Below are 12,825 nucleotides of genomic sequence, written 5' to 3'. Positions count from 1 at the left end.
GTATCGGGGATGATGATCCCGCCGGCAGTCTTGGATTCGGATTCAACCCGGCGTACGACCACGCGGTCATGAAGCGGGCGGAACTTCGACTTTGCCATTTTTTATTCCTCGATGAGAATGGTGAGAACAGTTCCTCCGTCCGGCGGCGCCGGACAACCTATAAGCCCGGCGACGCCGGACCTACGCTTAGCACTCACCAATGGCGAGTGCTAACGTGGCGGTGAGATAAGCTGATGGCTGGCGAGAGTCAAGGCGAGAGAGAGGGTACCGCCGCGCGAAATTATTTCCATCCCGCAACGCGATTGTGGAAAATCTCAATTGCCACCTGAGATCTGATCGAATCTTACTGACAGTTAGAACGGAAGTCAGTGTCCGAGACGCAAGCCGATCTCCCGAGTTTCAAAATCAAACAGCAGGCTGTTCTTCTCGAAATATCGGATGCCGACAATGTTGTGCTCGAGCCCAGGAACGATCTCTACCTCAGGATTGTATGTGGTCGTGAAGTTCCAATCCTCCTGGCCGTCAGTTTTTACCAAGACCTTCGTGCCGGTCTTCAATGACGTGCGAGGCTTCGAGGCGTCGGTTACGACCATAATCGTTGAGTTGCCTGTGTCGTAGAGCGTTGGCCGGCAAATGGGCTCAGATCCCCAAGAGAGACAGGAGTCGAGGGTGGGAAAATTGTATCGCCAATTGGTCTGTTTCCACCTTTGCACCCTGAAGTCTTTTTTAACATCTTTCGGCACGCCGATGTGGAGCGCCTCTACTTGCGGACAGTTGCCGTCCTCGTTCGTGCAGACCTTCCACTTGGTGCCGATCGGAGAGAGATAATAGCCCCTGTGCAGGCCGGGTCCAGCGCTCACGTACGCCAGCGGGGACTTGATCATCCGGTCTGGTCCGCCTCCGCCAACAGGAGAGATACCGAAAGTCCCCTTGGGCCAAAGCGGGCCGCCAACGATTTCTCCGGTACTGCGCCTGACTGTTTTGTAACGGATGAGGAATGGGATTGAGGTCTCGGTGGAGACCGGAGAGTCCGGCGAACCAAAAGTCACGCGAGCGTAGGCAACGTTGCCGTACTCATCGTAGGTTCCATAGTTCATAACTGCTTCTTTGGTGGTGACCGTTATCCCGTCTATCTGCTGATCCTGCGTAATCTTTATTCCTGTGTCTGAACAGGTCTCGGCGGGCAGCACCGATTTGCAATCGATCGTCACTCCGCTCGATCCGGTATCGAGCAGCAACGGTTGGTTGACCGTGCGATTGCCCAAAGAAAGAATTTTCACATAGAGCATGCGAATGTTCTTTGGCTTTCCCGGGTACTCCAATTTGATTAAGGGCACCTTAGTTGGAAGCCCTTCGGCGTCGACTGAGGCGGGTAAAAAGCACGACTGGACTGCAAAAATTAGCAGTAATGTCACCAAAAAATTCTTCATTACCCCCGCCCGTGTTACTGGCCAGCGCAGTTCCAACAATCCAGAATGCGCGGACACGATGATCCTTGCAATAGGATCGCCTCACCCGATGAAGCTAAATTCAAGATCTTCGGGTCGTGCGAATGTGTCTATGCTCTTCTCCTCAGCGCCCCCTGCGAACCAAGCACCAAAGTGAGCATCCGCGCCAGCGGATAGGAGCCGCTCGCCCGACGCGCACTTCGTCGAAACTGAGCATGCCAAGTGTCGCGAAGCAATAAGTCGTTCGAAGGCTCATCCGCCGAATTGGACAATGCCCTGCTTCGAACAGATACTTGACTGAGTCAAATAAGTGGTTGATCTTGTGCGGGCAGGAGGATGCCATGACGATTCATCATCAACCCGGCAAGGAGCGGATCGATGCGGTGCGGGGCTTCAACCGCTTCTACACCCGCCAGATCGGCCTGCTCGACGAAGGACTGCTGAACAGCGCCTTCTCGCTGACTGAGGCTCGGGTGCTTTACGAACTGGCGCATCGCGATGGCCTGACCGCCACCGATCTTGCGCGCGATCTCGGTCTCGACCCCGGCTACCTCAGCCGGTTGTTGAAAAAGTTCGAGGAGCGCGGCCTGGTCGAGCGCGCCGCGACGCAAGCCGATGCGCGGCGCTCGTCGATCGCGCTGACGCCGGCGGGAAGGGCGGCCTTCGCGCCGCTGAACCAGGGCTCGCACGATCAGGTCGCGGCTTTGCTCGACCGACTTCCCGCTCAAGAACAGGACAGGCTGGTCAACGCCATGCAGACGGTGCAGCGCCTGCTGGGCGAGAGTGCAGAGCCCAAGGTCCCCTACATGCTGCGGCCTTTGCAGGTCGGCGACATCGGCTGGATCATCCATCGCCAGGGCCTGCTCTACGCGCAGGAATATGGCTGGGACGAAACCTACGAGGCTCTGGTCGCCGAAATCCTCGGCGCCTTCGTCAAATCCTTCGATCCGAAATGGGAACGCAGCTGGGTCGCCGAGCAGGAAGGGGATGTCGTCGGCTCGGTCTTTGTCGTGCGCCAGTCGGACGCGGTGGCGAAGCTGCGCCTGCTCTATGTCGAACCCTCGGCGCGCGGTCTCGGCATCGGCAGGCGGCTGGTCGACGAATGCATCGGCTTTGCCCGTGCCAAGGGATATAAGACGCTGACGCTGTGGACCAACGACGTGCTCACCTCAGCGCGCCGCATCTACGAGGCGGCCGGTTTCAAGCTGGCCGACGAAGAGCGCCACCACGCCTTCGGCAAGGATCTGGTCGGCCAGAACTGGAACCTGGAGCTGTAACGTCTTTCCCTTCTCCCCTTGTGGCAGCAGCTGGAAAGCCGACGCTTTCGCTCTACGATGGACCCCCACCCCTAACCCCTCCCCACAAGGGGGAGGGAGACTTCCGTTGGCGCTGACCTCGGCAAATTGCCTGCCTTTCGGCGCCAAAGGGGAAGTAGAGGCGCGCGGCAGCGTTCCCTCCCCCTTGTGGGGTCCCAGCAAGGGGAGAAGGCAAGATAAGGCGGAGCCGGTTTTCGACACTAGTCTCCAACACAAGTTGAAAACTGGCCCTTCCTCATGCCTTGACTGGTATCCAGATTTCCAGCCCGCCATTGCCGCTGCGCGGATCGAATTCGGGGCCGTAGCGCTCGAATTCGGGCGCATCGGCGACTTCGTGCCCGGAGGCCGGCAGCCATTTGTTCCAGATCGTGTTGACCGTACGGCGGATGGTCGAGATGTGGTCACGATGGGCGAACACGGCGTATTTCTGCGCTGGTACGCGCACGCGCGAAAACTCCCTCGGCAAGTCCGAAAAATCGGACACCTCGACGCCGGCGATATAGTCGAAATTGCCTGCATCGTCGCCGTTGACGCAGACGCCATAGGCGACGTCGCCGACCTCGCCGGGAATATTGCCGATATAGGGGCCGAACCGCTGCCATTGCATCGGGATGCCGGCGCTGGTTTCGCAGCTGTAGCGTTCGCCGAGACCGGCGATGAGAAACGGCCGGCTGGTCTCAAAACGCGGCGGCTCGAGATTGGTGAGGAAGGACTGGTCCATCAGGATCGGCTCCACGAGATCGAGATTGTCGAGCGAGCCTTGCGCGCGCACCAGCTCCGGCGTGGTGCCGAACTGGTCGCGGAAGGCGCGGGTGAAGGCCTCATGCGAGGCGTAACCGGCGTCGAGCGCGACCGAGAGGATGTCGGGTGCGCCGGCGGCGAGCCTGCGCGCCGCCTCGGTCAGCCGGCGAGAACGCACGTAGCCCATCACCGAACGGCCGGTCGCCGCACCGAAAGCCCGCGTCACGTGAAAGCGCGACACACCGCTGCTTCGGGCGACATCGTCGAGCGTGACCGCCTCCGGCAGATGGCTTTCGACGAACCACAGCGCTTTCTCGGTCGGGTTCATGGGTTCCTCGCAATTGGCGCAGCCATGGTGCCGCTTCCTTACAGGACCAGTTTGATCGAAATTGCGCCCCGCGCAAAAACTGGAATGATCGTCGGCGCCGCCGGCATTGAATTGAAGTCGTAGCCGATGACGCCTGGCGTGTTGCCAAGGTGTATCGCCTTGTCGATCGGGCGGGCAATCGACCTGTCAAGTCCGCTCTGAAGCCGGAGCCGCGTCGGAAATCGCTCAGATTGTCGGCCTGATGTTCTGATTCAAGCGGAAGAAATTGGTGGGATCATACTTGTTTTTCAGGGCAGCCAATTTCGGGTAGTTCTCGCCGTAAGCCGCCAGAACCCGGTCCGTGCCCTCTTCGCCGAGATTGTTGGCATAGACGCCGCCGGTCGAGAATGGTCTCATTGCATCCCATAGGTCACGCGCCCATCGGATGTGCATTTTGTCATCAGCCGGATTATCCCAGATCGATATCGGGAAGCAATCGTAAAGCGCATCTCTGTTGGCGTAGGGAGTTTCGCCTATTGGCACACGCGAGATTGCGCCGCCAACCTGCTGCAGGACAAGAAGCGACTCGCTGGGTGCGGTCGCGTAAGCTGAGAGCATTGTGTCGATTGCCTGGTCTGAAATTTCGCGCATGAACTGCGCCTTCCAGTAGTAGCGCCGCCCGCGCGGAAAGATGCTGTCTCCGGCCGACTGGATTTGAAGATACGGGACGGGAGCAATCCGGTCTTCAACCGGCGTGACGTATTCTCTCAACGGTTGGACGATTTGCTCGCCCTCGCCGAGCGGGCCGATGTAACACGCCGAGATGCTGAAGAAACGTTCACCTGAGGGCGCAGTCACAAGCGCCGCGTCCAGGCTCAGCTCATCGGGAGCCTTGCTCGAAAACGTGCGGTAGAACCGCATTGCTTCGCGCGCATGTTCGTAGCGGTGCAGAACTGACCCCGCGATGAGAAGGGGACCCACGGGATGAAGCCTGTATTCGAAGGCTGTAACGATTCCGAAATTGCCGCCGCCGCCCCGAATGCCCCAGAAAAGATCCGCGTTTTCAGCCGCGTTTGCCTTGAGCAGCCGGCCGTCCGCCGTCACGATTTCGACTGCTATGAGATTGTCGCAGCTCAGTCCATGTTTGCGGCCAAGCTTGCCGAACCCACCACCGAGTGTCAGTCCGGCAATGCCGGTATCGGCGTTGACGCCCATCGTCGTCGCGAGACCATGAGCCTGCGTGGCGGTGTCGAACTCTCCCAGGTTCAAGCCAGCCTCGGCGCGCGCAACCCGGCGGACCGGGTCGACCTCGATCCGCTTCATGCGCGACACATCAATGACCACGCCGCCATCGCAAACCGAACTGCCGGCGACGTTGTGACCACCGCCGCGAACGGCGACCAGAAGGTTTTGCGATTTGGCAAAGCTGACAGCTGTGACGACGTCGCGGGATTCGGCGCAATAGATCACCGCTGCTGGTCGCTTGTCGACCATTCCGTTCCAGACTCTGCGTGCCTGGGCATAGCCAGGATCGTCCGGGAGGACCAAATCCCCGCGAATTGCCTGCCTGAGCCGCGCGATATCCGAAGCCTGCAGGGCTGGCCCTGTCCTGGGATCGTCCACCAGCGTGAGCGTGCTCATCAAGGGATTCCCTTCGTGATCCAGACAGGCTGGATGCGATAATCTCATGAGCCCCCATTCGCCGCAAAGTCGAATATCTCAGTCGCTAGATGAGTTGGATTCATCTAAACTGCGTGAATGAGAAAACTTCCGCCGCTCGGATCCCTCCGCGCCTTCGAGGCTGCCGCCAGGCGCATGAGTTTCAGGGAGGCCGCGATCGAACTCGGTGTGACGCCCACGGCCATCAGCCACCAGATTCGATTGCTCGAGGGCATCTGCGGACAACCCTTGTTTCGGCGGCGCCCGCGACCGCTTGTGCTTACGGAGGCGGGCGAACGGCTGTTCCCGGTCATTCGCAACGGCTTCGACGTCTTTGCCACCGCAATTGCGTCAGCTTCGACCGGCATCGGCCAACGCCCGCTACGGGTGACGAGCCCGAATGCATTTGCCAGCCGGTGGCTGGTTCCGCGTCTGCCAAAATGGCGGGAAGAGCACGCGAAGATTCCTCTTGAGATTATCGGAACCGACTCGGTGCTGGACTTGCGCGCCGGCAATGCCGATGTCGCGATCCGCTACGCGCGCAGGATGCCTCCGGACCTTGCCGTCCAAGAAATTTTTCGGGACCGGTTCTTTCCGGTATGCAGCCCGGAATTGCTCGCCAAGGGCGCCCGACAGATCGAGCGGGCCGCCGATGTGCTGCAATATCCGCTCATCCATTTTGATTGGATGAACCGTGATCGCGAAGCGCCTACCTGGTCGCGATGGCTGGCGGCGGCACGCTCTGTCGATCCTGGCATCCCGGATACCAACAAAGCGTGGGACCTAAGCTTTCGCGAAGAATTGCATGCGATCGACGCGGTCGTGGCAGGCCAGGGTATCGCTATCTGCAGCGACGTGGTCGTCAGCCGCGAACTCAAAAGTGGAGCGCTGGTCAAGGCACACGATCTCTCTCTGCCAGGCTACGGCTTCTATCTCGTCTACGTCTCTAACCACCCCTTGCAGCCGCACATCGAGGCCTTTTCTGCCTGGATGGGATCGTTGGTGTAGAATTAGCTCAAGCATGATTATCAGGTTCGATGGGTGGTCCGGTGTCGGTGCAAGGCAGAAGCCGATGGGAACGCGGCTTCCTTCATTGCCATTCAGCAATCGCTGACCATGACCGCATTGCATAACTGTCATCCCAGTTTGCCGGCTTCTGGCACAATGCGGCTCCTTGAATGGTGAGCACGCTTATAATATATGCCGCTCATGGCTTCCGACGGCATCGACAGATTGGGCTTTTTGATCCACGACGTGCAGCGCCTGATGCGCAAGCGCTTCGAGGCGAGGGCCAGCGGGCTCGGCCTTTCCTCGGCGCAATGGCGGCTTATGGTCCGCGTCGCCAAGGAAGAAGGCATCACGCAAGCGCGGCTCGCCGAACTTCTCGAGATCGAGCCGATCAGCGTGTCGCGCCTGGTCGACCGCATGGAGGAGAGCGGCTGGATCGAGCGCCGTTCCGACGCCGCCGACCGCCGCGTTCGCATGATCTTCCCGACCGCCAAGGCGAGCGAGGCCTACGCCGAGATCAAGAGCCTTGCTGGCGAAGTCTATGAAGAATCGCTGACCGGCGTGTCGCCGCAAGATCGCCGTGTCCTGATCAAGGCACTCGAGGCGATGGCCAAGAACCTGGCGGATGGCGAGACGGCGCCTGGCGAAAAAGTCGAGAGTGGCGAAAAAGTCGAGAGTGCAGAAGGCGCAGCAGCATGAACGCGGTAGCCAAGGTAGATGAGAATGCGACCAAGCTGGAGATGGAAGCTCCTGTGCAGCCGGCGGCAGCCCCGGTTACGGTCGCTCCGCAGGTAGAACCGGCGCCGGTGGCGCCGAAGAAGAAGCGCCGTGCCGGCCGCTTCCTTTTGATGTTTGCGCTCCCCGTGGCACTGATCGCTGGCGGCAGCTACGTCTGGGTGACCGGCGGCCGTTACCAGGAGACCGAGAACGCCAATCTGCAGCAGGCCAAGGTTTCGATCGCCGCCGATACGGCGGGCCGCATCGTTCAGGTCGACATTTTCGACGATCAGTCCGTCAAGCAGGGCGACGTGCTGTTCGCCATCGATCCCGAGCCCTACCGGATCGCATTGGCGCAAGCCGACGCGGCGGTGGCCGGCGCGCGCCTCAATGTCGAGCAGCTGCGCGCGGCCTACAGCCAGGCGGTAGCGCAGGAGAAGTCCGACGCCAGCCAGGTCGGCTACGCGCAGTCGCAATACGACCGGGCCGCCGACCTTGCCCGCAAGGGCATCAACGCCGAGTCGTCGCTGGACGAGGCCAGGAACGATCTCGACAAGGCCAAGCAGCAAATGGCGGTGGCTCAGCAGGGCATCCTCAGCGCCGAGGCGGGCCTTGGCGGCAATCCCGATATCGAGACCGACAAGCATCCGACCGTGATGGCGGCGCTCGCCGCGCGCGACAAGGCTGCCTACGATTTGGCGCAGACTACGGTCAGGGCGCCGGCCGACGGCATCATCAGCCAGGCTGCCTCGTTCAAGGTCGGCCAGTATGTCGGCTCGGGTACGCCGCTGTTTTCGCTGGTCGAGACCGGCGATACCTGGATCGATGCCAATTTCAAGGAAACCCAGCTCACCCATATGAAGCCGGGCCAGAAGGCTGAAATCGTCGTCGATACCTATCCGGGCAAGACGTTCGAAGCCACGGTCGAGGCGATTGGCGCCGGCACCGGGGCCGAGTTCTCGCTGTTGCCCGCTCAGAACGCCACCGGCAACTGGGTCAAGGTCACCCAGCGCATTCCGGTGCGCCTGGAACTGGCCGATGCCGGCGCCAAGATGGTGCTGCGCACCGGCATGAGCGCGACGGTTACGGTGGACACCGGCGTTTCCCGCGGCTTTCCGAGCATCTTCGGCCACGCCACGGCGGGTGAGGCGCAATAGACCACCTCGTTCCATAAGTTCCACATCATGAGCACGCCAGAACCCTTTCGCGAAGTGCCGCATCGCGGCCTGATCACCGTGGCACTGATGCTGGCGACGATCATGCAGGCGCTCGACACCACGATCGCCAACGTCGCGCTGCCGACCATGACCGGCGACCTCGGCGCCTCCCCCGACAACATCAACTGGGTGCTGACCTCCTACATCGTTGCCGCGGCGATCATGACGCCGGTGACCGGCTGGCTGGCCGACCGCTTTGGCCGCAAGGAGCTGTTCCTGACGGCGGTGGTCGGTTTCACCATCTTCTCCATGCTGTGCGGTCTGGCATGGAGCCTTGAAACCATGGTGCTGTTCCGTCTCATGCAAGGTGTATTCGGCGCGGCGATCGTGCCGCTGTCGCAGACCTTCCTGCTCGACATCAATCCGAGGGAACGCCACGGCCAGGCGATGGCTATCTGGGGCGCCGGCATCATGCTGGGACCGATCCTTGGCCCGACTCTGGGTGGCTGGTTGACCGAGAATTTCAACTGGCGCTGGGTGTTCTTCATCAACCTGCCGGTCGGCATCATCGCCTTTCTCGGCATGGCCGCCTACTTGCCGGCCGTTGCAAGGCGGATACGCAGCTTCGATTTCTTCGGCTTCGCCATGCTCTCGCTTGGTGTCGGCGCGCTTCAGCTGATGCTTGATCGCGGCGGCGAGGTCGACTGGTTTTCCTCGGTCGAGATATGGATCGAACTCGGTCTTTCCATCACCGGCTTCTGGGTGTTCATCATTCACACCTTGACGGCGGAGCAGCCCTTCATCGACCCGAAGATATTCCTCGACCGCAATTTTGTGACCGGACTGGCATTCATCTTTGTCATGGGCGTGCTCATTCTGGCGAGCATGGCGCTGCTGCCGCCAATGCTGTCGACCATCTTCGGCTATCCGACCCTCACCATCGGCATCGTCTTGGGGCCACGCGGCGTCGGCACGATGATTGCCATGCTCGTCGTCGGCCGCATCATGCACAAGGTCGATGCCCGAATTCTCGTCGTCATCGGCTTCCTGCTGACCGCGCAATCGCTCCACACCATGTCTAGCTTTTCACCGCAGATGGACAACTGGCTCATCCTCAGCTCCGGCGTCATCCAGGGCCTTGGAATGGGAATGGTGTTCGTGCCGCTGTCGACCGTGGCCTTCGCCACGCTGGACGCACGCTTCCGCACCGATGCCACGGCGTTATTCAGCCTGGTGCGCAATCTTGGCTCGTCGATCGGCGTATCGGTGGTGACGGTTCTGCTGGTACGCAACACGCAGGTCAACCATGCCGAGCTCTCGGCCTACATCAATCCGTTCAATCCCAACCTCTGGGCGGCGTCACCGGCAGCGGCGGGCGGCGATCCGACGGCGCTTTCCCAGGTGGACGGCATGGTCAATATCCAAGCGATGATGATCTCTTACATCAATGACTTCAAGCTGCTGATGATGATGACGCTGATTGCCATCCCGTTCGTTTTTCTGCTGCGCAAGCCAAAGGCTGGTCCGACCACCGGCGGGGCGCCCGCCGCGCATATGGATTGATGAGTAGGGATTGGTCGACGTTCCGGTCACCCCTTCTATTTGCCCAGAACAAGGCTCCAGTAGCGCAGCGAGCTGTCGCGGCCGTCCCGCACATAGGCCAGACCAAAGCGGGTGAAGCGCGGGTCGAGCATGTTGCGGCGGTGGCCGGCCGAGTGCATCCAGATGTCGAACAGCTTCCGCTGATCGAAACGGCCCTCGGCGATGTTTTCGGCGGCAGCACCGGCAATACCGTTGCCCTTGACGCGCGAGGCAAATCCCTTGCTCCAGCCGGTGGAGTGGGTCATGCGGCCGCCGCGCGCCATATAGCCGGACTGCTGCAGGGCTGCCTGTTCGAGCTGAGGGTCGGGGACAAGCGGTTCGAGACCGGCTGAGGCGCGGATGCCCGCCAGTGTGCCGACGGCGGAGGCGGAGACCCCGGCGCCTTCGCCGGTGGGCAGCACAGTGGCGCAAGCGGCAAGCCCGGCCAGCGCGGCAAGGCCGGCAGCTCTAAGCAGCATTCGCCTGTTTAAGCTTGATCGGACTTCGGAATTTTCGATTTTGGCAGCGGTCATGCCCGCCTGACATAGCGGTGATCATGGCTTTTGCCGGGCAGGTGCTCAAGAATCTCGCTCGCCGCGGTTCGTCGCCCGGTGGTGAAATCTGACGCGTGGTGCCGCGACGGAATATCGGTTTGGCCCATCGGTGACATCCACCGGTGCGCGCTGCGAATGACTGCTTCGCTTCACCATGTCGGCCGTTCAGGCAAACGTTACCTTCGCCTCGAAGCGGACATTCCGGCTGGCATGGTCAAAGGTGACGCCGTTTGACATTCCTGCGACGCAGCCTAGTTGGCGGTCCCTTTCTCGCATTCCGGCAACCGCTGAGGCTTGGCGAACTTCGCCAGCGCCTCGGGGCTCGCACAGGCCGGGAAGCCGGCCTTGCGCATTGTCTCGAGGAAGCGCTGGTGCTCGGCGTCGCTGTAGCCCGGCTCGTTGGCCATGGCTTCGATGGTCAGGTCCGGTAAGCGTTTGAGCGCCTCTGCGACACAGGCTTTTGTGTCTTCCGTTCGACCAAGCGCGGCGAAGGAACCGCACCGCATCGACCACTTGGAGAGGTTGTAGGTTTCTGGTGTCATGCGCGCCTGCATCTTCAGCGCATCTTCATAGCGGCCGGCCATGAAGTATGCATAGGAGAAGCTGCCTGTGGCCCACAATGGGTAGTTCGGATCGAGTCGGATCACCTGGTCGACCAGTTCCACGCCGCGTTCGGGTTCCCCGAAGGTTGACGCCCAGCCGACATAGAAGGTCAGGATTTCAGCTGAACCCGGAGCCATACGCAAGGCGGTGTCCAACTCGACCTTGGCCCGCGCCAGGTCGCCCCTTTCGCCAAAACTCATGCCGAGCACGGCGTGCGCCTCGGCGTCGCTCGGATCAAGCCTGACGGCGCGCTCGGCCGCTTCGACAGCCGCCTTCCGCTCGCTCTCAGGGCTGACCCCGAAGCTCGCCAAAAGACTGTGCGAATGATAAAGCTCGACCCAGGCGCGGGCGAGGCCGGGGTCCAGATCGACGGCGCGGGTAAGCAAATGAATGGCCTCTTCGAGATCGGCTTTGGTGATTTGCTCGAGCTTCTCGGTGCCGAGTAGATAATACTCATACGCGTTCAGGTTTTCCGGCCGCTTGCGTTTGGCCGCTGTCCGCCCGGTCTCCTGGATCAGGCCAGCGCCGCCGCCGAGCCGGTTGGTGACCTGTTCGGCGATCTCGGTTTGGACAGCGAACACGTCTTCATCCGGCCGATCCCAACGCTCCGACCACAGATGCTTGCCGGATGCCGCCTCGATCAGCTGCGCATTGATCCGCACGCGGCTGCCCTGGCGCTGGATGGAACCTTCGAGCACATATCCGACGTATAGCGATGCTGCGACCTGGCGGACGTCCACCGGCTTACCCTTGTAGGCTTCGGTGGAATTGCGGGCGACGACCTCGAATTCGGGGAAACGCGCGAGGTCGGTGATGATGTCCTCGGTGAGGCCGTCGGCGAGGCGCCCGGTGGCCTCGTCGCCGCCATAATTGCTGAAAGGCAGAACCGCAATGGACGGCTTGCCGATGGCAGTATCAACCGGCCGCAGCCACCACCACGCTCCAGTAGCCGCAAACGCAAGCAAAACAAGGGATGCAGCCGCCATCGGCAGAAAGCGCCGGATGTGGCGAGTGCGCAGGCTCCAGCCGCGCTTTGCCCCTTGCATTCTGACGCTGTAGGTGCGAACCGGCTCGGCGATATTCTTGACCTTTTGAGCGCCGGCAAAGTCAATTGGCAGGCTGAGCTTGCCTTTCATGTGGTCGTAGGCGGTTCCTGAGATGAGCACGCCGCCCGGCGGGCAAAGCTGCTCAAGGCGCGCCGCCACGTTCACCCCGTCGCCGAAGAGATCATCACCTTCGACCACCACGTCGCCGAGATTAATGCCGATACGAAATACTATGCGGCGCTCGGCAGGAGCCTCGCTCTGATGCGCGGCGACTCTGGTCTGAATGGCCACAGCGCAAGCAACGGCATCGACGACGGAGTGGAACTCAGCCAAGGCGCCATCGCCCATGAGCTTAACGACACGTCCGTTATGCTCGTTGAGCAGTGGATCGATCACCTCCGCCCGGAGCGCCTTGATCGCTGCGAGCGTCGCCGCCTCGTCGGTTTCCATGAGGCGCGAGTAGCCGACGATGTCGGCGGCCATGATGGCCGCCAGCCGCCGCTCCGTTCGAGTGGTCACCACGCTGGCGTGCTCCCACAGCCAGAGCTGTGCTCTCGCATCTGGCTCGCTTCAATCCTTTCAGGTCTCGACTCAAATCGCAAGGCGAATGGGCAGGGCAACGAGTTCAGGTTAACGACGGCGTGTAATTTGTGGCCCGCCGCAGGTTAGCGTGATTCAAAGAGGCTTC

Annotated in this window: 10 protein-coding genes and 1 pseudogene; 5 read left to right on the top strand and 6 right to left on the bottom strand. The window is 61.2% G+C overall.

What is annotated here, in order from left to right; translation table 11 throughout:
• A pseudogene (locus tag AC0L3I_RS36095) lies at positions 1-98 on the bottom strand (co-chaperone GroES); the annotation flags it as partial.
• A 267-nt stretch (positions 99-365) separates the two neighbouring features.
• Complete coding sequence (locus AC0L3I_RS36090; RefSeq protein ID WP_473530129.1) at positions 366-1,430, bottom strand: hypothetical protein; 1,065 nt, start codon at positions 1,428-1,430, stop codon at positions 366-368.
• Positions 1,431-1,789: 359 nt separating this feature from the next.
• Between AC0L3I_RS36090 and AC0L3I_RS36085 the strand changes: the two genes are divergently transcribed.
• Complete coding sequence (locus AC0L3I_RS36085) at positions 1,790-2,725, top strand: bifunctional helix-turn-helix transcriptional regulator/GNAT family N-acetyltransferase (protein WP_473530128.1); 936 nt, start codon at positions 1,790-1,792, stop codon at positions 2,723-2,725.
• A 274-nt stretch (positions 2,726-2,999) separates the two neighbouring features.
• Here the strand turns inward: AC0L3I_RS36085 and AC0L3I_RS36080 are convergent, their stop codons facing one another.
• Positions 3,000-3,833, bottom strand: a complete 834-nt coding sequence (locus AC0L3I_RS36080) for an AraC family transcriptional regulator (protein WP_473530127.1) — start codon at positions 3,831-3,833, stop codon at positions 3,000-3,002.
• A 225-nt stretch (positions 3,834-4,058) separates the two neighbouring features.
• Complete coding sequence (locus AC0L3I_RS36075) at positions 4,059-5,306, bottom strand: FAD-binding oxidoreductase (protein ID WP_473530130.1); 1,248 nt, start codon at positions 5,304-5,306, stop codon at positions 4,059-4,061.
• Between the two features lie 264 nt (positions 5,307-5,570).
• On the opposite strand from AC0L3I_RS36075, the gene AC0L3I_RS36070 reads away from it, so the two are divergent.
• The 4 genes from AC0L3I_RS36070 (at position 5,571) to AC0L3I_RS36055 (ending at position 9,916) form a co-directional block, all read left to right on the top strand.
• Positions 5,571-6,479, top strand: coding sequence for a LysR substrate-binding domain-containing protein (locus AC0L3I_RS36070; RefSeq protein ID WP_473530126.1), 909 nt, complete (start codon positions 5,571-5,573; stop codon positions 6,477-6,479).
• Between the two features lie 201 nt (positions 6,480-6,680).
• The gene (locus tag AC0L3I_RS36065) at positions 6,681-7,178 is read left to right on the top strand and encodes a MarR family winged helix-turn-helix transcriptional regulator (protein WP_473489369.1); all 498 of its coding nucleotides are present in this window, start codon (positions 6,681-6,683) and stop codon (positions 7,176-7,178) included.
• Complete coding sequence (locus AC0L3I_RS36060) at positions 7,175-8,353, top strand: HlyD family secretion protein (protein WP_473489370.1); 1,179 nt, start codon at positions 7,175-7,177, stop codon at positions 8,351-8,353. The genes AC0L3I_RS36065 and AC0L3I_RS36060 overlap by 4 nt, the downstream gene beginning before the upstream one ends.
• 27 nt (positions 8,354-8,380) lie before the next feature.
• Complete coding sequence (locus tag AC0L3I_RS36055; RefSeq protein WP_473530125.1) at positions 8,381-9,916, top strand: DHA2 family efflux MFS transporter permease subunit; 1,536 nt, start codon at positions 8,381-8,383, stop codon at positions 9,914-9,916.
• Positions 9,917-9,951: 35 nt separating this feature from the next.
• On the opposite strand, the gene AC0L3I_RS36050 is transcribed toward AC0L3I_RS36055, so the two are convergent.
• Both AC0L3I_RS36050 and AC0L3I_RS36045 read right to left on the bottom strand, forming a co-directional pair.
• Entirely contained in the window at positions 9,952-10,467 is a 516-nt protein-coding gene (locus AC0L3I_RS36050) for a CAP domain-containing protein (RefSeq protein WP_473489372.1), read from the bottom strand.
• A 272-nt stretch (positions 10,468-10,739) separates the two neighbouring features.
• Positions 10,740-12,659, bottom strand: a complete 1,920-nt coding sequence (locus tag AC0L3I_RS36045; protein WP_473489374.1) for an adenylate/guanylate cyclase domain-containing protein — start codon at positions 12,657-12,659, stop codon at positions 10,740-10,742.
• Between the last annotated feature and the right edge of the window lie 166 nt (positions 12,660-12,825).

This window comes from Mesorhizobium sp. WSM4840 (assembly GCF_055811755.1).
The sequence above is the reverse complement of the archived record's forward strand: the minus strand, read 5'-3'. Positions and strand labels throughout refer to the sequence as shown.